The 21,051-nt window shown below is 39.3% G+C and carries 17 protein-coding genes and 4 tRNA genes; 13 read left to right on the forward strand and 8 right to left on the reverse strand.

The features are described from left to right. Positions 1-56: 56 nt before the first annotated feature. From BW142_RS10605 to speB, 3 genes are all read left to right on the forward strand, one after another. Positions 57-554 carry a hypothetical protein gene (locus BW142_RS10605; RefSeq protein WP_076924840.1) on the forward strand — a complete coding sequence of 166 codons (498 nt, stop codon included), beginning with the start codon at positions 57-59 and terminating at the stop codon, positions 552-554. Between the two features lie 257 nt (positions 555-811). Continuing rightward, positions 812-2,725, forward strand: a complete 1,914-nt coding sequence (gene speA, locus BW142_RS10610; protein WP_076924841.1) for a biosynthetic arginine decarboxylase — start codon at positions 812-814, stop codon at positions 2,723-2,725. Between the two features lie 3 nt (positions 2,726-2,728). Beyond that, entirely contained in the window at positions 2,729-3,652 is a 924-nt protein-coding gene (gene speB, locus BW142_RS10615) for an agmatinase (RefSeq protein WP_007583987.1), read from the forward strand. Between the two features lie 53 nt (positions 3,653-3,705). Here the strand turns inward: speB and BW142_RS10620 are convergent, their stop codons facing one another. Genes BW142_RS10620 through BW142_RS10630 form a run of 3 tightly spaced genes read right to left on the reverse strand, consistent with a single transcriptional unit; the run spans position 3,706 to position 6,232 of the window. Next, on the reverse strand, positions 3,706-4,104 hold the full coding sequence (locus BW142_RS10620) for a DoxX-like family protein (RefSeq protein ID WP_076924842.1): 399 nt from the start codon (positions 4,102-4,104) through the stop codon (positions 3,706-3,708). Continuing rightward, the gene (locus BW142_RS10625) at positions 4,091-5,113 is read right to left on the reverse strand and encodes a M48 family metallopeptidase (RefSeq protein WP_076924843.1); all 1,023 of its coding nucleotides are present in this window, start codon (positions 5,111-5,113) and stop codon (positions 4,091-4,093) included. Before BW142_RS10625 ends, BW142_RS10620 begins: the two co-directional genes overlap by 14 nt. A gap of 9 nt (positions 5,114-5,122) precedes the next feature. Then, the gene (locus BW142_RS10630) at positions 5,123-6,232 is read right to left on the reverse strand and encodes a YjgN family protein (RefSeq protein WP_076924870.1); all 1,110 of its coding nucleotides are present in this window, start codon (positions 6,230-6,232) and stop codon (positions 5,123-5,125) included. A gap of 234 nt (positions 6,233-6,466) precedes the next feature. Between BW142_RS10630 and BW142_RS10635 the strand changes: the two genes are divergently transcribed. From BW142_RS10635 to msrB, 10 genes are all read left to right on the forward strand, one after another. Beyond that, on the forward strand, positions 6,467-6,670 hold the full coding sequence (locus tag BW142_RS10635; protein ID WP_024600681.1) for a DUF1656 domain-containing protein: 204 nt from the start codon (positions 6,467-6,469) through the stop codon (positions 6,668-6,670). A gap of 5 nt (positions 6,671-6,675) precedes the next feature. After that, positions 6,676-7,536 (forward strand): HlyD family secretion protein, encoded by an 861-nt coding sequence (locus BW142_RS10640; protein ID WP_024600682.1) that lies wholly within the window; start codon positions 6,676-6,678, stop codon positions 7,534-7,536. 10 nt (positions 7,537-7,546) lie between these two features. Next, positions 7,547-9,583, forward strand: a complete 2,037-nt coding sequence (locus tag BW142_RS10645; protein WP_076924844.1) for an FUSC family protein — start codon at positions 7,547-7,549, stop codon at positions 9,581-9,583. 76 nt (positions 9,584-9,659) lie between these two features. Next, positions 9,660-10,391, forward strand: coding sequence for an RNA methyltransferase (locus tag BW142_RS10650; RefSeq protein ID WP_076924845.1), 732 nt, complete (start codon positions 9,660-9,662; stop codon positions 10,389-10,391). A gap of 68 nt (positions 10,392-10,459) precedes the next feature. After that, positions 10,460-13,861 carry an AAA family ATPase gene (locus tag BW142_RS10655; protein WP_076924846.1) on the forward strand — a complete coding sequence of 1,134 codons (3,402 nt, stop codon included), beginning with the start codon at positions 10,460-10,462 and terminating at the stop codon, positions 13,859-13,861. Between the two features lie 74 nt (positions 13,862-13,935). Beyond that, positions 13,936-14,703, forward strand: a complete 768-nt coding sequence (zipA, locus tag BW142_RS10660; RefSeq protein WP_024600685.1) for a cell division protein ZipA — start codon at positions 13,936-13,938, stop codon at positions 14,701-14,703. Between the two features lie 80 nt (positions 14,704-14,783). Then, positions 14,784-16,802 (forward strand): NAD-dependent DNA ligase LigA, encoded by a 2,019-nt coding sequence (ligA, locus tag BW142_RS10665; RefSeq protein ID WP_024600686.1) that lies wholly within the window; start codon positions 14,784-14,786, stop codon positions 16,800-16,802. A 10-nt stretch (positions 16,803-16,812) separates the two neighbouring features. After that, positions 16,813-17,331 carry a DUF2919 domain-containing protein gene (locus BW142_RS10670; protein ID WP_076924847.1) on the forward strand — a complete coding sequence of 173 codons (519 nt, stop codon included), beginning with the start codon at positions 16,813-16,815 and terminating at the stop codon, positions 17,329-17,331. Between the two features lie 2 nt (positions 17,332-17,333). Beyond that, positions 17,334-17,774 carry a hypothetical protein gene (locus tag BW142_RS10675; RefSeq protein ID WP_024600688.1) on the forward strand — a complete coding sequence of 147 codons (441 nt, stop codon included), beginning with the start codon at positions 17,334-17,336 and terminating at the stop codon, positions 17,772-17,774. A gap of 147 nt (positions 17,775-17,921) precedes the next feature. Continuing rightward, complete coding sequence (msrB, locus tag BW142_RS10680) at positions 17,922-18,362, forward strand: peptide-methionine (R)-S-oxide reductase MsrB (protein ID WP_024600689.1); 441 nt, start codon at positions 17,922-17,924, stop codon at positions 18,360-18,362. Positions 18,363-18,366: 4 nt separating this feature from the next. Here msrB and BW142_RS10685 read toward each other — a convergent pair whose 3' ends face one another. From BW142_RS10685 to BW142_RS10705, 5 genes are all read right to left on the reverse strand, one after another. Then, complete coding sequence (locus BW142_RS10685; RefSeq protein ID WP_029750967.1) at positions 18,367-20,013, reverse strand: tetratricopeptide repeat-containing response regulator; 1,647 nt, start codon at positions 20,011-20,013, stop codon at positions 18,367-18,369. Positions 20,014-20,536: 523 nt separating this feature from the next. Continuing rightward, positions 20,537-20,612, reverse strand: a tRNA-Val gene (locus BW142_RS10690). A gap of 61 nt (positions 20,613-20,673) precedes the next feature. Beyond that, positions 20,674-20,749 (reverse strand) — tRNA-Val (locus BW142_RS10695). Between the two features lie 33 nt (positions 20,750-20,782). After that, a tRNA-Val gene (locus BW142_RS10700) sits at positions 20,783-20,858 on the reverse strand. A 48-nt stretch (positions 20,859-20,906) separates the two neighbouring features. Further along, positions 20,907-20,982: transfer RNA gene (locus BW142_RS10705), tRNA-Val, on the reverse strand. Between the last annotated feature and the right edge of the window lie 69 nt (positions 20,983-21,051).

Consider the following 21,051-nt stretch of genomic DNA (forward strand, 5'->3'; position numbering starts at 1 on the left):
TTTGTTAAAATATCCTATACTCAAATAAATTAAACTGCAGAGATAGGAAGCCAATTATGAATATTTACAAATCACTGCTTTTACTCTTTGGCTGCCTTGTTTTGATAGCTGCTTGTAGCAAAAATCCTTTAAAAACCAATGTTACTACCTCGCTACCTACGCCTTGGTGGGAGCCATTAACGCCTGATGTTGTTATTGATAACTATGAATTTTATTTACAAGGTTGCTCGTCCATCACTCGAGTTGCTAGTGAAGGCAGTATAAAAACAGCAAGCATTGTTTTAAATATCCCAACTCGGTTATTGTCTAGTTGCCCAGAAAATCAAAGCAATAAACGCCTTAAATACGATGGCACGTATCTTACATTAACGCTTTGCAGAGTTGCATTTGGCGCTGGTGGCTGCGCAGATGAGCGCTATAAAACTCTCGATTTTGTTAATTGGGAAGAGTACATAGGTATTACATGGCTCAAAAGTGACAAGTACGAAGCATGGCGCAAACTTGGATCTACATCTTCAAAAGCAGACTCAATAACCAAAGTAGTAATCAATTGAACAAAAACTTATATAGTTCTGGAAGTGAAACTCACCTGCATAGTCCACTATATACTGCTAAATCATAAAGTTAATTAGCAGCTAAGCCTTATTAATTAAGGGCTCGTTGGCTGTGTAATAAAATGGGTATTTGTAATCTTAAAAATTACTCGTTACGAGTAAAAATACTTGTTGGACTTGAATCCCTATTTTTCTTTTAATGCGCGCAATCAGCCGATACTCACTATTGGCATTCATCAAATAAAAGAGAAAGATAAATGAAAGAAACAACATCACTAGAACAAGCTCGTACGAGCTACAATGTTCGTCATTGGAGCCAAGGTTTTTTTGGTATTAATGATCAAGGTGATGTGTATGTGGCGCCCAAGGCTCATGCCCCAGAGCAAACCATTGCATTAACAGATATCGCAAAGCAATTACAAGATAAAGGTTTAAGCTTACCTGCTTTAGTTCGTTTTCCGCAAATTTTACACCACCGTGTGCACAGCTTATGCGGCGCATTTAATACTGCGATTGAAAACTATGGTTACCCTAAAGACTACTTATTAGTTTATCCAATAAAAGTAAATCAACAACGTGAAGTAGTTGAAGAAATAGTAGCAAGCCAAGCACAAGTAGAAAAAAAGCAACTTGGTTTAGAAGCCGGCAGCAAGCCTGAACTACTTACAGTATTAGCATTGGCTGAAAAAACCAGCGCCGTAATTGTATGTAATGGCTACAAAGATAAAGAATACGTACGTTTAGCACTGATTGGCGAAAAGCTAGGTCATAAAGTGTATATCGTACTTGAAAAGCTTTCTGAGCTAGATATGGTACTTAGCCAAGCAAAAGAGCTTAACGTAAAACCGCGCATTGGTATTCGCGTACGTTTAGCGTCGCAAGGTAAAGGTAAATGGCAAGCGAGTGGCGGCGAAAAATCAAAATTTGGTTTATCTGCATCGCAAGTTTTGCATGTAGTTAATCGTTTAAAAGACGCAGGCCAACTTGATTTATTACAGCTAGTACATTTTCACTTAGGGTCGCAAATGGCGAACATTCGTGACGTACGTTTAGGTGTAAGCGAAGCTGCGCGTTTTTACTGTGAGTTACGCAAATTAGGCGCAGAAATTGATTGCCTTGATGTAGGTGGTGGCTTAGCTGTTGATTACGACGGCACACGTAGCCAATCGCATAACTCTATGAATTACAGCTTAGCTGAGTACGCAAATAACATTGTGTACACCATTGGTGATACATGTAAGCAATATGAGCAGCCAATGCCGACTATTATTTCTGAGTCAGGTCGTGCGCTTACGGCGCATCATGCTGTGCTTATTTCTAATGTTATTGGTACTGAAAGTTACACGCCAGAAGAGTTAGTAGCGCCAGCAGCAGATGCACCCCTGTTATTAAAAAACATGTGGGCATCGTTTGTACAGTTAACTGATTTAACGGATGACCGTGCATTAATTGAGATTTATCACGACAGCCAAGGTGATTTAGCTGAAGCGCATAACCAATTTGCACTAGGTTTACTTGATTTATCGCAACGTGCATGGGCTGAGCAAATTAATATTCGTATTTGTTATGAACTTAACAAGCACATGGATAATAAAAACCGTTTTCATCGTCCTATTATTGACGAGTTAAACGTACGTTTAGCCGATAAGTTCTTTGTAAACTTCTCGTTATTTCAATCGCTCCCAGACGCATGGGGCATTGATCAAGTGTTTCCGGTACTGCCATTAAGTGGCTTAACTGAAGCACCAAAAAAACGTGCTGTATTACTTGATATAACCTGTGACTCAGACGGTGCACTTGAGCATTACGTAGATGGACAAGGTATTGAAAGCACATTACCTGTACCAGAGTTTAGTGCTGACAAGCCTTATTTAATGGGCTTTTTCTTGGTGGGTGCCTATCAAGAAATTTTAGGTGATATGCATAACTTGTTTGGCGATACGCACAGCGCCATTGTTAATATGGATGAGCAAGGCGTTGCAAGTATTACCGAAATAAACCAAGGTGACACTGTTGCCGATATGATGCGCTATGTACATTTAGATGTTGAAAGTTTTCAGCAATCATACGAGCAGTTAGTAAGCACTAAAATTGAAAAACACGAACAGCAAAGCGTTTTAGACGAGTTGCAAAGCGGCCTTGACGGCTACACTTATTTAGAAGAGTTATAAGCAATGTCAACTTTGTTTGGTCACGCAGATCACTCATTGTACTCAAATGGGATGACGTTTTTACGTCGTCCTATGGTGCAAAACATTAATGCAATTGATGCAGACGTAGTGGTTTTAGGCTTACCATTTGATTTAGCGACATCGGGCCGTCCAGGTGCGCGCTTAGGCCCTGATGCAATTCGTCGTGCATCGGTTCATTTAGCATGGGAAGACACTAAATACCCGTGGACGTTTCCGTTGTTTGAGCGCTTAAAAGTGGCCGATGCAGGGGACTTTACTTACCCTGTTGGCGACCCTGAGTATTTTACTGCGCAATTAGAAATGGCTGCTGAGCAAATACTTCGTCAAGGTAAAACGCTATTAGGTTTAGGGGGGGATCACTTTGTGACGCTTCCGCTATTACGTGCTCATGCAAAAATACATGGCAAAATGGCGTTAGTGCATTTTGATGCGCACACCGATACCTACAGCAATGGATCGCGATTTGATCATGGCACTATGTTTTATCATGCACCAATGGAAGGGCTGATAGATGTTGAGCACAGTATACAAATAGGTATTCGTACCGACTTTGATCAAAGCAAACATGAATTTGCTGTGATTGATGCAATGCAAGCCAACGATTTACATGCAAATGATATTGCAGCGCAAATACTTGAACGAGTAGGTGACCTACCGGTTTACTTAACGTTTGATATAGATTGTTTAGACCCTGCGTTTGCGCCTGGTACAGGCACTCCTGTGTGTGGTGGTTTAACGTCAGATAAAGTACTTAAAGTATTGCGTGCGCTAAAAGGCATAAATATGGTGGGTATGGATGTGGTAGAGGTATCACCTTCGTATGACCAAAGCGAGCTTACCGCCATTGCCGCAGCAACAATTGCCAGTGAATTATTACATTTGTGGACGCATAAAAATAAGTACTAATTTTACAAATTAAGTACTACAAAAAAGGGTATGCATTTGCATACCTTTTTTATTTAGAGATATCGATTATTCAACAGCTTAATCTCTTTTAACCAAATAACGCTTAGCCCAATAAGCGGCAAGTTGGTGGTTACAGGGTTAAATGCTTCAATAAGTAATTGTGGCTGCATAACAACTACAGCGAATAAAAGCCCAATAAGCGCTAATATATTTAAAGTGACTAGATGTTTATTTTTATAAAACACAAATAAACACAGTCCAAATATAATTTCGCCAACACCCGCCGAGCGTGTAATTAAGTCAGACACTTCTGCTGAAAAGCCAGCACTGCCCGTCATTAACTTTTCAAGTGGCGCTACGTGATAAAGCTTTGGAAAAAAACCGTGGTATATCCAACTTAAACTCACTATGTAGCGAGCAAGTTGAATATAACCACGATTATTTCCTAGCATTGTCAATACGCTCTTGTGCACTTGGATGGCTAGATAAATATTCTAATAAGTTATTCACTTTTTCTAGGTGTTCGTTTTCGCTGGTATGGCTTTCTTGCAGGGCTTCTATTGCATCAGCAAAGTCATTGCTCGAATACCCCAATGATTCTAATTGGGTAAGCGCAAAGCTGTCGGCTTCGCGTTCCATATCACGTGAAAACCCTTGCTGAGCAAACGATGCACCGGTACCTAGCGCAACCTCTGCAACACCCTCTAAATCACCAAATACAACCGCTAATACAATCGTACTTGCGGCAGATTGTGCTGTAATACGTACGCTATGTTGATGCACTACATGGCCCATTTCGTGTAGCAATACCGCTTTTAGCGCATTGGGTTTATCGGCAAGTAGATTAGCTAACTCATCGGTGACCACGATACGACCATGGGGCAGTGCAAATGCATTAGCGCCAAAGCTGTCTGACTTATAAAATGATAATCTATAAACCGATTGATCAAGCGATAACGCCTTAAGCATACTTTTGAAATGCGCTTGTACTTTAGCTTGCTGCTCTGCGGGCAGCTCACTTGGGTCAAGCGCAATCTTTTTAATTAATGTAAAGCTCTGCTCACCCATTTGCTCTACAACATTACGTGGCAGGGTATCAACACTGTAAACAGCAATGGCCGGTACGGCTTTATAAAGCACTAACCACATAAACAATGGTGTAAATATGACAGCGGCTAAAATGGTCCATTTACTTTTTTCGAGGCGTTCCATTACGTGATGGTTATTTTCTTTAAATGGCCATCTGTAATTTACATCAAGTGGAATAAAACGACTGCCATCTTCGAAGTCTAGTTCGTCAGCAAGTCCAGCCATTCCCGAACTTAAGTTAAGACTTGTGATTGCGTGGCGAGCAATAACATATTCATCGTCAATAATTTCAATGTGTGTGTCGCTAATAGTTGCCACACACACCTGATAATTACTCGATGCTTTGGGAAAAAAATGCCCCTTTACATGCATGGTGAGCTCTTAAGTTAAAGAAAGGTCAATATCGAATACGTTTGCAGCTTCTTCAGCAAATGATGATTGCTGATCCTGCTCGGTATCAATCAGATTCAATGCACCAGGATAAATAGTGACGTTAGTTACATCTGCAAGCATTTTTGATGTGCGTACTTTTGTCCATGGGTATGCAAGCCCTAAAGAAAATACAATAGCCAACATATTAGTGAGTAATAAAACTGCGAAAGGAATTGGTTTTAGCTCTGATTTAAATGTAGCAACGCCTTCAAAATGGCTGTTATCAAAAATGTGATTACGAATAGCGGCGTGCCATACAGCTGAAACAATAGCAATCATCAGCACGTAGGCAATAGTCATAAATATAGGAAGCATAACCATAGCTGCAGAGTTTTCTAAATTTTGTTGATTTTCAATATCTATTAAATTGAGGCCAAATAATCCTAAAATCCCCATAAATACCACCATAGTGATAGAGCTCACTACAAAGCAAATAAGCGCTGTTAGGTAATAGGTTTCGCCTTTTAGATTTACAGTAAGTGGTTTGTCACCGTAACTAATGTTGCTATGGATATAGCTATCAATACGTTTTATAACATAAGGCATTAATAAATAAAGTGTAAATACGCTGGCAATAGGTAAAAGTATAAAGTTAACAAAAGCTTCGCCATAACTGCCTTTAAAAGCAAAGCGAACATTACGATGGCGCGTCATACGTAGATTAAAACGTAAACCTTGGTTAATAATCCATGGCATTAAAAAGATAAAACCAATCGCAATAAACAGGCCTAGTATAGGCATAAAGCTGATAGAGAATGTGTAAATAAAAAACACAATAACCGCTAAAATCCGGCCTTTTAAAATTTGTATTGGCGTTGCTAGATAGTCAAAGCTATGTCCATCTATACGAGTATGGCCGTAGAAGTATCGGTGTGTACGTACTTTAGCCCACGCTGAGTATATGCCGAGAGTAATAACACTAAGTAATATATTTACAATCCAAATGCCAAAAAACTCACCACCTTTACCGCTAAATTGCACTTTACCGCTAAAAATTGGTTCAGCGGGTTCATTTACTGGAGGGTTTGTTTTAGGGGGAGTAGGGTGTATTGATTCCATTAAAATTATATCCATGTTGTTTTTTTGTTAATTTACCTAAATTTGGTGCAAAATTCAATGTTTATAATTACACCACAGTTTTGCAAGTGGCTGATTAAAAGACTATAAGTAATACCAGTAGGCTTAAAACTGTGTGGCTATTAATTTTAAATTAAGCACAAAATTAATATAATCAGTTATCTGCTTTATCGCACTCTACTTTTAACCGTTTTTAAACACGTATGGACTTTTATTATGCTGCAAGCTGTTGTTTTAGGCGGGGTAGAGTTTAGCCCTTTGATTATTTACTTTCCTATCGCTTTTATTTTAACAGCCATTACACGTTTTATATTACATCGTTTAGATTGGCACGACCGTATTTGGAAGGTGGCTTGGTTTGAGGTGTCTTTATTTATTTGTTATTTGGCCTTAACCGTTTACCTACTCAGTGGAAGATAAATTAGATGACAAAATATCTACGTACACTTTTAACCATAATCGTTGTTATAGCCGCTGTATTTGCTGGACGATGGGTATGGACTGATTACATGCATACTCCTTGGACTCGAGACGGCCGTATTCGAGCTGAAGTAGTCACCGTTTCGCCCGATGTGTCGGGATGGGTAACTGGGCTAAACATTAAAGATGGTCAAAATATAAAAAAAGGTGACTTACTTTTTAGTGTTGACAACAAACGCTACCAAGCGGCACTTGATAGGAGTAAAGCGACTACTGAAAATGCTTTATACACCTGGGAGTTGGCAAAACATAAACTAGAGCGCCGAAAAGGTTTAAACACTCAGCAAGCAATTAGTGAAGAAGGGCTTGAGTCAACACGCATTAATTCAAAAATAGCAAAAGCCAATTATGAACTTGCAAAAACAGATCAAGCTATAGCTCAACTTAACTTTGATAGAACAAAAGTGTATGCCCCCGTTAGTGGGCAAATTATTAATTTAAACTTACGCCAAGGTAATTACGTAGCTCAAGGCACATCAGTATTTGCCATTGTAAAATCAGGCTCGTTTTACGTTACGGGTTACTTTGAAGAAACTAAAATCCCTTTAATACATGATAATCAAAAAGCTAAAATATCACTGTTAAGCGGTGGCAAGGCTTTAACCGGCCATGTGATTAGTGTGGGTAAAGCTATTGCAAATACAAACACACAAAGTAATACACAACTTTTACCCGTGGTGCAGCAAACATTTAATTGGGTGCGTTTATCTCAGCGAATTCCTGTTGATATAAAGCTAGATTCGGTGCCAGAGGATATACAACTTAGCGCCGGAATGACCGCCACAATACATCTAAATACTCAATAGGGAGAATGCTTTGGGTGATGTATTGAGGAATTTGTTTTTTCCTAAAAAACAGGCAATTATTTTTGCGGTTAAGGGCGTTATTGCGATGGTAATGGCGCTGACTATTGCTATGTCGCTTAATCTTGATAGACCTTATTGGGCGCTAGTATCAGCTATATTTTTGCAATTACGCCCACAAAGCGGACTCGTTATTGAAAAAGCAATATGCCAAATAATAGGCACCATAATAGGTGGTTTATTTGGCATACTGCTTTTAACCCAGTTAATTCTTTACCCTTATTTAGCGTTAAGTGCACTTGCTTTATGGTTAGGGGTAAACTCTGCGTTATCGGCAATGGTGCGCCAAGCAAACTTTATTTATGCATTTGCTATGGCAGGGGTCACCGCCGCTATTATCGTACTTTTAGTTATGGTTACACCAGCAATGGTGAGCAGTCAAAGTATATTTGATATTGCTCAGGCGCGAGTAAGCGAAATAGTGATTGGGTCGATTTGTGCGGGCATTGTTAGCCATTTATTTTGGCCAGTAAAAGTTAAACATTTACTGCAAGCACAAGCACGGTCGGTTATAAATCAAACTTTAGATTATTTAGTAACGGAACTTGATTCTAAAGGATCGCACGAAAATCGCCATCACCAAATAGATGGCATTATGGCAACGTTAGGGTCTATAAATGAAGACTGTAGCGCAGTGAGGTACGAAGGACCGAAAGGCCCCGGACGCTCGCGTGCGGCAAATCAATTGTCGCAAAAAGTACTTTCTTTACTGGCTTCAATTCAAATAATTGGTCGCCTACAACGAAACCACTCAGACCTCATTACTCCTACATTAGACAAATTAATAAGTAAACTTAAAAACGTATTCGCACAAATTAAAGAATCTGACGATTTTGATTACTGCGCCGAGCAGATTAAAGCCCTGCGCAAAGAGCTAACCGACTATAGAGCAAATACGGTGTGTGATTCGCCATTTGAATCTCACATGCTCAATGTGAGCATGGAAGTGGCTAACGATTTAACAATTTTACTGCGGGCTTACAGAGCTTTAGAACAACGCGATAAAACATTGTTAAATGCACCTAGTATGCTTACATATCGCGACCCATTGGCTGGCATTATAGTAGGGTTTAGAACTGCTTTGGTCTTTTCTATCGGCGCATTTATTTGGGTTAATACAGGGTCTTCAGCTGCATTATTAATAATGATTTTACCGGTGATTTTTTCGATAATGTTAGCGCGAATACCGTTAGCTATTTTGCAGGTGGTAATAAAACGTTTATTGGCAGGTATAATTGTTGCTACTTTTGTGACTGTTTTTTATGCGCTAAATTTACTGTCGCAAAGTGGTGGGCAACTAGAAATATTATTACTTGTATTAGCGGGTCCGTATTTTCTTGGTTTACTGCTTTTAGCTGAGCAACAAACATTGCCATACGGCTTAGGGTTTTGTATTCCATTTACTATTTTGGTTAGACCCAGCACGGATATGAGCCTAGCGTTTTCAATTGATTATACATTGAGCTCTGCAATCGCTATTTTTGCTGGCGTGAGTATTTTATTTTGGATTTTTCAGTTATTTACCGGCCCCAGTGTTCAGTTACTTGTTCATCGTGTTTTTAAAGCAACTTACAAAGATTTACTCGAAATAAATACTCATCAAACTCCTACTATTTGGTATAACCGCCGCATGGCAGATAGATTAATACGCTTAACTAATTATGATCAGGGCTCACACACACGGGCCATTACTGACCTTGCATTAACAGGTTTAAACTTAGGGCATGCTTCAATACGATTAAACTCAATTTGCGAGAACCTTGCTGGTGGTACCACACTCAAATATTTAAATGAGTGGCAACGCACGTTGGCTAGTGCATTTATGTTGGCAACCAAAGGCAAGTTTGATGAAAACTTTAAGCAAGCATCTGATAATCTTTATAACGAATTAGCAGCAACCGTTGATGATTCAAACCAATTAGAAGCAATTAAAGGTATGTTTATTCGTATTAACCTGACCTTTGAAAGAAGCGCCAGCAAGATTAATTAGCCTCACCCGCTGCTTTTCGAGTTCAGAAGTTATAACTAAATCTGTTATACTTGCTAGATAATTTTATGGGGCTGTTATGATTTCAAAAAACCAACTCAAACTTATTCGCCAACTTGGCCAAAAAAAGTACCGAAAGCAATATAATCAATACCTTGTACAGGGTGAAAAAAACGTACTTGAGTTATTAAACAGCCCATTAAATGCGGTTAATATTTTTGCTACAAACGAATTTATAAATGCGTACCAAGGTGAGTATCAGCACGCTAATTTTATTGAAGCGGATGAAGAAGTCCTCACTAAAGCCAGCACGCTAGTTAGCAATAATGCAGCCATTGCTATAGTTGATATGCCAAATGCAGAGCTACCTAAAGCAAGTGGCTTAATACTCGCGCTTGATGGCGTATCAGACCCTGGTAACTTAGGCACAATAATTAGAGTGGCAGACTGGTACGGTATTAAACATATAGTAACTAGCACCGACAGCGCTGACGCTTACAACCCTAAAACAATTAGCGCCACAATGGGCTCATTTGTAAGGGTATCGGTAAGCCAAGTAGATTTACCTGATTACTTACGCTCTTTAAAGTTACCTGTTTACGGTGCTTTTTTAGATGGAAAAAGTGTACATAAAACCCAATTTACGGGCTCAGGCGTTTTACTAATGGGCAGTGAATCGCATGGAATACGCGAGCAGTGTGCAAAATTAGTGAGCGACAAAATAACCATACCTGCTTTTGGCGGTGCAGAGTCGCTAAATGTGGCAATGGCCACCGGTATTATTTTAGATAACTTTAAACGACAAGCTTAATCTATTAGTAAATTATGGGTTAAATTGTTTATGACAAATAACAATAATAAATTGGTAATAACAATCAGATGCGCTTAAGCACTATTAAATTAGCGGGCTTTAAATCGTTTGTAGAGCCCACTAAAATTCCATTTCCTGATCAAATGACGTGTGTTGTAGGCCCTAATGGCTGTGGCAAATCTAACGTTATTGATGCAGTGCGATGGGTGCTAGGTGAAAGCTCTGCTAAAAATCTGCGTGGCGATGCCATGACCGACGTTATTTTTAATGGTTCAACTAATCGAAAAGCCATATCGCAAGCCTCTGTAGAGCTTGTTTTTGATAACGATAAAGGTAGCCCTTCAAATACATTTGCCGACAGAAACCAAATTGCCATTAAGCGTCTAGTAACGCGTGACGGTCAGTCACTGTATTTTTTAAACGGTAGTAAATGTCGTAAGCGCGATATTACCGATATATTTTTAGGTACCGGTCTTGGTCCGCGAAGTTACGCGATTATTGAACAAGGCATGATCTCGCGCTTAATAGAAAGTAAACCACAAGAATTACGCGTATTTTTAGAAGAAGCCGCTGGCGTTTCTAAATACAAAGAGCGCCGCCGCGAAACACAAACACGTATTAAAAGCACGCGCGAAAATCTTGAACGTTTGTTAGATGTGCGTAAAGAGCTGCAAAGTCAGTTAGATAAATTGGCTGTGCAGTCGGTTGATGCAAAAAAATACCGCGTATTAAAAGCACAAGAACGCACTCTAAAAGGTCAGATTGCGGTTCTAAAATGGCAAAAGTTACATCAGCAGCAACTTGAAAAAAGCGCCCAAATTAAAAAACTGAACGACCAAGTTTCGTTTTTTAAAACCGCTAACTCAGGGCATGACGATGTACTTGCAAGCTTAGAAGGTCAAGTACAAGCTCAGCAAGACAAATTAAGCGATGCACAGCATCAGCAACATGTAATACACACCGAGCTTACCCGCGCTGAGCAACAACAAATAAATGTAAAGCAACAAACTCAAACGCTTAAACAAAATTTAATTAAATTACAGCAGCGCCAAACTCATAGTACTGAGATTAAAACGCAGCAGCAGATTGTGTGTGAACAACTAAATGAAACCCTGCAAGAAGCAAGTGAAAACGCTTTAATGTGCGAAGAGCAAGTTAGGACGTTAACACATGAGCTTGAGGACTTATTAGCGCTGAAACTGCGCCACAATACACACTGGCAAACTTTGTGTGAGCAACAGCAACAACTTAAGAATAATGCACAACTGCATAGCAGTCACATCAAACAAACTCAGCAGCAAATAAGCCACGTTAACGAGCAAATTGATCAGTCAAATGCGCAGCTTACTGACTTACAAAGTAGTGATGTAGAGCAACAATTAACAGAGCAAAAACAGCAAACACAAACATTAACTCAAGAACTTGCCGCTAAACAAACAGCGCACACGCAGTGCAGTGCTAAGCTTGAATTACAAAATGAGCTTGTTAATAACTCACAGAAGCAATATTCGACGCTTACTCAAACAATAAACGAGTTAAAAGCCAGTATAACGGGGCTTAAAAGTACATTAGGGCTTGATGAAGAAAGTGAAAGTACTCATGGTTTGTTTAATCAGCTAAGTGTTAAAGAAGGCTTTGAGCCCTTAATAGAGCAAGCACTTAAATCGCTAGAGCACTTAAATGTAAGTGAGCAGCAAGCTGATAATAGTGTGTGGCCAATGAGTGGTAAGCACATTGCTGAAAATAGCTTATCGGCACTCATAACAAGCGGTGTTTATCCAGAACATTTAACGCGTATTGCTTATAGCGAGAGCGGTGATTTAACGCTCTTAAACGATGCTTTTTATACAGCCATTATGGATAAAAACGGTGCTTTATATGGTCGTAACTGGCATGTAAGTGCTGATCGAAATGCAGAAAACTCATTGCTTTTAAAACATAAGCAATTGCAGGATAAAGCTCAGCAGTTAACCAATACCGAGGATGAGCTAAAACAAGTAACGCGTACTCGTGATGAACATACAGCCGAGCAAGTAAAGTTAATTAACGACCAAAACGAGCTTAAAGAAGCCATACATGAGCTTGCGCAAAATATAGCAGTAGCCGGTACTCGCAGTGATATGCTTAAACAGCAAGTAGCGCACTTTAAGCTGCAACTAGAAAAGCTACAGCAACAAAAACAGCAATTAACTACTGTGCTTTTGCAATTAAATACCGTGCTTGATGAGCAAACAGAGCAATTTGAAGTGTTAAATGAGCAGCAACTCAACTTAACGGATGAGGTAGACACTGCTAATAGCCTGCGCTCACAAAGTGATAAAAGTTATAGCGAAGCATTAAGCATGCTTGAGCAATATAAAACGCAAGCGCATAAGGCAACGCTCTCAGAGCAAAAGGCACGCAGTGAATGGCAGTTAAGCCAAACCAAATTGAGCCATGCAGAGCAGGAGCACATTAGTGCATCTGAAGGTGCGCAAGAACTACTTAATGAAATAGAAGAGCTGCTTATACCAGAGCAAGAACTGGACGATAAAATAACGCAGCTTTTAGCGCAACATCAAAAAGGTGAGCAGGCGCTGATATTACTACAAAAAGAATTAGCTCAGGCTAAAGAAAGCTTAAATGCCAAACAGGCAAGCCTTAAAAGTTCGCAAAGCGAGCTGGCTGGCTTGCAAGAGCAGCATCAAAAGTTAACAATTGAAGAGCAAAGCTTGCTAATAAAAGCGCAAGTTGCGCTCGAGCCATTAGAAGAATTGAAACAAAGCTTAAAAGCAATACTTGATGAATTACCAGATTCATTGAATTTAAGTGCGGCGCAAAATCAGTTAACCGGATTCACTAATCAGTTAAATAAATTAGGTGCAGTAAACTTAGCGGCAATAGAAGAGTTTGATTTAGCCAAAGCTCGTAGTGATTATCTTGATAATCAATTAGATGATTTAACAAAAGCGTTAAGTACCCTTGAAGGTGCAATTCGTAAAATTGATATTGAAACCAAAACACGCTTTAAAGCGACGTTCGATCAAGTTAACGAAGACTTCGCTGAACTATTTCCTAAAGTTTTTGGTGGTGGTAGTGCGTATTTAGAATTAACCAGTGACGATTTACTCGAAAGTGGTGTTAGTATAATGGCACGACCACCTGGTAAGAAAAATTCAACAATTCATTTGTTAAGTGGTGGAGAAAAAGCGCTGACCGCATTATCATTAGTGTTTTCTATATTCAGGCTCAATCCAGCTCCTTTCTGTATGCTGGACGAAGTAGATGCACCATTGGATGATGCCAACGTTGTGCGTTTTTGCCGTTTGGTTGAAGAAATGTCACAATCAGTGCAGTTTATTTATATTAGTCATAATAAAATTGCGATGGAAATGGCAGGTAGATTAACAGGTGTTACTATGGCAGAACCTGGCGTATCGCGAATGGTTGCTGTAGATATAGAGCAAGCTGTGCAACTTGCACATGCATAAATTTTTATAACAAGTATATTAGTTTTTGATTAATATACAGGTTTTAGGCATATCAAATAATAAAAGGTGAGGGGATGGCCGAACAATTAAGATGGGTTTTAATCATTATCAGTGTAGTTGTCATTGGTGGTTTATTAATACATGGATTGTGGTCTGTTAGAAAAAAAGACCGCCCAGAAGTATCTGATAACGAACGGGTTGAGCCATTACAAGAAAGCACATCAGCTTCATCTAAACCGTTTCGTACTGAGGCTGAGCCAACAGAGCCAATGCAAAACGAACGTGATGAGCCACAATTTGGTGAGCTTAACTTTGATGCAAATGAGCCGCAAATTGATACAAGCGTGCCAGAAGTGCCGATTGAAGATGACCTAGAAATAGTGGATGACCAAGAAGAAAAAGAGCAAAGCGCTGAAGATGCACCAGCTCAAATGTCTGACTTTGTTATCGTACATATTCAAATGCCAGAAGAGCTTAGCATGCAGGGTAGTAAATTATTGCCAGCAGTTAATACTTTAGGTTTTAAATATTCTGAGGAAGGCTTTTTTAATCGCCACTTAGATCCTGCTGGCCAAGGCCCTGTTTTATTTAGATTAGTAAATATGTACAACCCAGGTACGTTTGATATTGATAATATGGAACAATTTAGTACCGCTGGAGTAAGCTTATTTATGACGTTACCGTGCGACGGCGATGGCCTAGCTGCATTTAATATGTTGCACAGCGCAGCTAAAAAGTTAGCGGATGAATTTGGTGCACAAATTTTAGATGCTGAGCGAAATGAAATGACCGTAGATCGCGTAAGACAATATGTTGAGCAGGTCCGTTCTTTTTCAGCGTAAATAACGCACACATTATATTTTTATAAGCCACTGGACGGTGAATCGTCAAAGTGGCTTTTTTTATGTTTATTGAGGTTTAAATGTCTAGCAGCATTAGTGAGCAAGTTAATCATCTTCGTATTATATTAGAGCAACACAACTATAACTATTATGTGCTCGACACCCCCAGTATTCCTGATTCTGAATACGATAGGTTATTACGCGAACTAAGCGCACTAGAAACCGAGCACCCTGAATTTTTAACCGCCGACTCACCGACACAAAAAGTAGGTGGTGCAGCACTTAGTAAGTTTGAGCAAGTAGCTCACCAAGTACCCATGCTCTCACTTGATAACGCCTTTAGTGAAGAAGAATTTACTGCGTTTAATCGCCGTATTAAAGAGCGCTTAATGAGTACCGATGAGCTTACTTTTTGTTGTGAGCCAAAACTTGATGGTTTGGCAGTCTCAATTATTTATCGCGATGGTGTGCTTGTACAAGCGGCTACTCGAGGTGATGGTTTTACCGGTGAAAACATTACTCAAAATGTTAAAACCATTCGTAATGTACCGCTTAAGCTGCGTGGTGATTACCCGAAAGAGCTAGAAGTGCGCGGTGAAGTATTTATGGACAGCGCTGGCTTTGATAAATTGAATACTGAAGCAGAAAAACGCGGTGAAAAAGTATTTGTTAATCCGCGTAACGCAGCGGCAGGTAGTTTACGCCAACTCGACTCTAAAATTACCGCTAAACGCCCACTCATGTTTTATGCCTACAGTACCGGGCTTGTGGCTGATGGCAATATTCCTGAGGATCATTATCAGCAATTAGAAAAACTGACTGATTGGGGGCTACCTTTGTGCCCAGAAACAAAATTAGTTGAAGGTCCAAAAGCCGCACTTGCGTACTACAGGGATATTTTAACGCGTCGCAGTGAGCTTAAATATGAAATTGATGGTGTAGTAATAAAAATCAATCAAAAGACCTTACAAGAGCGTTTAGGCTTTGTAGCACGTGCTCCTCGTTGGGCCATTGCATATAAGTTCCCGGCGCAAGAGGAAATAACCCAATTACTTGATGTTGATTTTCAAGTCGGTCGTACTGGCGCCATTACACCGGTTGCACGTTTGAAGCCTGTTTTTGTGGGGGGCGTTACCGTATCAAATGCAACGCTTCATAACAGTGATGAAGTTGCACGTTTGGGCGTCAAAGTAGGTGATACAGTTATTATTCGCCGCGCTGGGGACGTGATCCCGCAAATAACACAAGTTGTACTTGAGCGTCGCCCTGATGATGCCAGAGACATTGAATTCCCGACGACTTGCCCAATCTGTGATTCTCATGTTGAAAAGGTTGAAGGCGAAGCTGTAGCCCGGTGTACGGGTGGGCTTGTATGTCCTGCACAGCGAAAGCAAGCTATTAAGCACTTTGCTTCGCGCAAAGCGCTTGATATAGACGGTCTTGGCGATAAAATTGTTGATCAGCTAGTAGATAGAGAACTTATAAAAACACCTGCGGATTTGTTTATTTTAAAGCAAGGACATTTTGAGTCGCTTGAACGTATGGGACCTAAGTCAGCTAAAAACTTAGTAACAGCACTTGAAGAGGCTAAAGGCACTACGCTTGCTAAGTTTTTATATTCACTGGGTATTCGTGAGGCGGGCGAGGCGACGGCACAAAATTTAGCTAATCACTTTCTAACCCTTGAAAATGTAATAAATGCCAGCATTGATAGTTTAACGCAAGTAAGTGATGTGGGCGAAATAGTAGCTGCTCATGTTCGTGGTTTTTTCGATGAGGAGCATAATTTAGCGGTTGTTAATGCGCTTATAGATCAAGGCGTAAACTGGCCAGCGTTGAGCGCACCTTCTGAGGAAGAACAACCGCTCGCGGGGCTTACATATGTGCTTACAGGTACGCTTAATACACTTAATCGCAATGATGCAAAAGCACGATTACAACAATTGGGCGCTAAGGTGTCTGGTAGCGTATCGGCTAAAACAGATGCGTTAGTGGCGGGTGAAAAAGCAGGTTCAAAACTCACAAAAGCACAAGACCTAGGCATAGACATACTAACTGAAGATGAATTAATTGAGTTGCTTATAAAGCATAACGGTTAGGAAAACGATAATGAGCCGATATGGGCCAGAATACTGGGATAAGTACGGAAGTTATCGTACGCCTATTGCATTTCATTTAAGTGTGATTGTGCTTTTACGTGGCTATTTTATTTGGGTTATAGCGGCTTTAAGCCGCAGACCTGAACTGGATCTAATGTCTTTATTTTTTAAAAATAAAAATGATTTTTTTATCGCAATAGCAATTGGAAGCGTTGCGATAATACCGACTATTTTATTTTGCTTACGCAGGCCACGAGATTCACACAGTGCGAGCGACAGGTTAGCAAAAATATGGCGACATATGCGTTGGCCCCTTATTTTATGTGCCGTTGTTGATTTAACATGGTTAAGTATTCAAGCTGCACATAGTCATTATCGGTTTTCATCTTTTTTAGCAGTACAAATGATGATTGTTTTATGGGTGCTGTGGTATTTGATGAAAAGCCGCTATTTAACTGTTTTCTTTAATGATTGGCCTGAGCCGACAGAAAAAGCATCAGAAGAAAAAAAGCGACTTAAAAAGGATTAGTTGTGGACGCTGTAAATAAAAAAATAGCGATAGCTATATCGCTAATAGGCTTAGTGCTTATTATTTTAATGATTAGCACTGATTTTTTAGAGTTTATGTGGTTTAAAGCGCTATTTGGGTTGTGGGTATTTGTTTTTTGCTCAAGCGTTTATAGGCTAACGCCTTTATTTAAATCAAGGAACAGGTTAGAGGATTTTATTCAGCGAGACGCCCAACACCTATTACTTTTTAGTTTGATGGGGTTTTTTGATAAAAAGCACGGTCCAGATTGGTTATTTATTGAGAGTATTGAACGCATAACGACAAAGGATGACGAGCTAATAATTTACAGTAATAACGAGCGCCAAATAAGTGTTAGTTTACCTGCAAAAAAAGCAGAACTAGATAGTTTTATTAAACGAATACTTACCGACTCAGAAAAGCAAAATATTACCTTTAGCTAAGGTGATTTAGCTTTGCGGCTGGGCAATTTCAGCCTTAAACGGTCAACACTCTTTAGCTGATCTTTAGAGTATTCAATAACGTAATAATTAACCGTACTTTTTATAAATTTATTAAGTATGGTTAATCAACTATTCAATGAGGCTATTATGTTGAAGTGGAATGATGTTATTAACTTTGCCACCAACGGCAATCCTACCCCAAGTAAAAAAGTAGTCAAAACTGACGAGCAGTGGCGGATGCAATTATCAGAAGATGAATATTACGTAACACGTAAAAAGGGAACAGAGCGCCCAGATAGCTCGGGTAGTTGTACATTACTTGAGCCTGGTAAGTATGTGTGTATTTGCTGTGATAATCTATTGTTTGATGCTGATGAGAAGTTTGATAGTGGTACTGGTTGGCCGTCATTTACGCAACCTGCGACAATTGAAGCGATTGGCTATGTAAGCGATACAAGCCATGGTATGGAGCGCATAGAGGTGGTTTGTAACGTGTGCGATTCGCACTTAGGCCATATTTTTCCAGATGGTCCATTACCAACGGGTTTACGTTATTGCGTTAATGCCGCATCAATGAAAAAGCTCTAATATTTTATTTACTAGCGCTTTGAATATCTAAATTCATTTCTTTTGCTATGTGCAAAATCTTATCTAAACGCTGCGTCTGATCTGCTTGTAATTTAGCTTTATCAAGAAGGACGTAGCATCTTTTAGCAAGTTCCATATTAAATGAACTACCTGATTGCTTAGTTGAATCAAATAGGCACTGTAATAAATTAAGTGCGATACTTTGATTACGAGGCATGACTCTAAACGCTTGTGTAAAAGCTTCTAGCGCAGTATTTAATTGGCCTTTATTAAATTGATTAACTGCATGGTTATTAAGCTCTTTCGGCCCCATTTTAATATCGCGTCGCTCACTTTGTTGCTGCTGAATATAACGCAAGTAGGTTGTGTCGCTAACTGCAGGGTGTCTTTCACAGTGGGTAATTATTTGTGTAAATAAGGTTTGCGCCTTTTGATGAAACCCCAGTTCATGAAATGCTTTTGCCTTATCAAGTGCGCCATCAACCGATCGGATATGAGTATCGTCATCATCAAGCTGTTCAATTAGCTTTTTCGCTTTTTGGTGCTCATCTTTTAAATAATGAAGCCGTGCATTAAGTACATCAATTTGAGCTTGGTTTGTATTATTAGGAAACTGTTTTTTTAAATCATTAATGTATTGATTAGTTTGCCTAGAAATTCGTTGAATTTGATCGGTTTGATCAGTCGTTAGCGCAAAGTCGATACCTGCACGTGCTGCATTTAAATATACATCGGGGTGGTCGTGTATGGAGTGCTTTGCGAAGGTGGCAATATCTTTTTGAGTTAAATAGCTTTTTTCATAGTCGTGATTAATTAGCGAGACATTACTTAGCGATTTTTGACGTGTGATATTTCGCGGTGCAATTTCCGCGGCTTGGCTCAAAAACTCTTGTGCTAGCTCAAACTGATTTAGCTTTATTTCTAATCGGCCCAACAAATCCAAGGCTACTAAACGAGTTTCTTGGCGCTCTAACATTGTTTTGAGCATTCGCTGCGCCAAAATATGTTCGTTATTCGCTATAAGTGCCTCTACTAAGCCTACTTTTGCCCAAGCAAATTTTTGAATGTCGAGAACAGACTTAAAAAAGTCTTTTGCATCCTGAGCTCGTTTTAAACGAAGTAAGGCATCACCTTTTAGGCGAAGTAATATAGGGCTGTAATTACTGTTTTTTTTATCTAGAGCGGTATCAATAAATTTAATAGCTTTTGAATCATTACCATCATCAATTAATGAATACACTGTTTGTAAGTCGTGTTTACGCTTTAAAATTCGTTCAATGCGTGTTTTGAGCTCTTGCACTGTAAAAGGTTTAACTAAAAAGTCATCAGGTTGGAGTTCAAGAACACTATGAACTAGTGAACCACTTGTTTCTGCTGAGATGAAGATAAAGCCAGTCGAGCTTTTTATAAGATGTTTTACACGTAGCTCTTCATAAAGTTGGTAGCCATCTTGGTGTTTATTTAAGTTAAATGAACAAACGATTAGATCAAATTCTTCACTTAAACACTGATCTTTTGCAGAGTTTGCATGATCGGCAAAGCGCAACTGCCGAAAGCCAAGCCTTTCTAACGATTGTTTCATATAGCTTTGGGCAAGTGGTTGCTCCTCGACTATAAGTATTTTGGCTTTTGAATAAATCTTAGTTGGCATTGGCTTAAGCGTAATTGTATTTAACACAGACTATAATCAACAGTTTAACTGCTTACAAGGGAATTTAAATGATAGCTGTATTTATTAGGTACTTAACTTTGCCTAATACGTTTATCTAACTACGAAAGTACTGAGCCGAAGAACATAATTAAAAACTACATAAGCAAAATGGATAACTCTAATTTGATGAGTGCTTTGATATAGAAATTTAGATTTTAATAAAAATATGAAATGTATTTAATATGGGTAGAAAGAGTTATTACTAGAGAAGTTATCATTAAAGGAGTTATTAGAGAAATTATCTGATGGTGCTTATATGTGGTGGGTGATTACTTGGCTTGATACCAGTGACCCTCGCCATTACTTGTAAAGGGTGGCGATGCTCTTTTTCTTAAGGCTAAGTTAATTACATACGATTTATATATTGAGTTTTTATAAAGTTATTAAATACTTTTAACATAGGAAAGAGGATTTATTACTAGAGAAGTTATCATATAAAGAGTTGTCTGATGGTATTTATATGTGGTGGGTGATACTGGACTTGAACCAGTGACCCTCGCCTTGTAAGGGCGATGCTCTCCCAACTGAGCTAATCACCCACATACAATAGGTATGCCTGTTATTTAATTCTTTGTTATCAATTAACCGCTTAATGTAATTTGGTGGGTGATACTGGACTTGAACCAGTGACCCTCGCCTTGTAAGGGCGATGCTCTCCCAACTGAGCTAATCACCCAAATTACATTTTAATATGCACCACTGTAAATAGTGGTGGGTCGTACTGGACTTGAACCAGTGACCCTCGCCTTGTAAGGGCGATGCTCTCCCAACTGAGCTAACGACCCATATTAAATTTTAAAACGCGACTATTGATATAATAATAGGTTTATATGTGGTGGGTGATACTGGACTTGAACCAGTGACCCTCGCCTTGTAAGGGCGATGCTCTCCCAACTGAGCTAATCACCCACATATAAATTAAAACGCTACTATTAAAATAAATAGTACTGGACTTTAACCAGTGAACCTCGCCGTTAC

Origin of the sequence: Pseudoalteromonas sp. EB27 (genome assembly GCF_001974875.1) — a bacterium.
Lineage (GTDB): Bacteria > Pseudomonadota > Gammaproteobacteria > Enterobacterales > Alteromonadaceae > Pseudoalteromonas.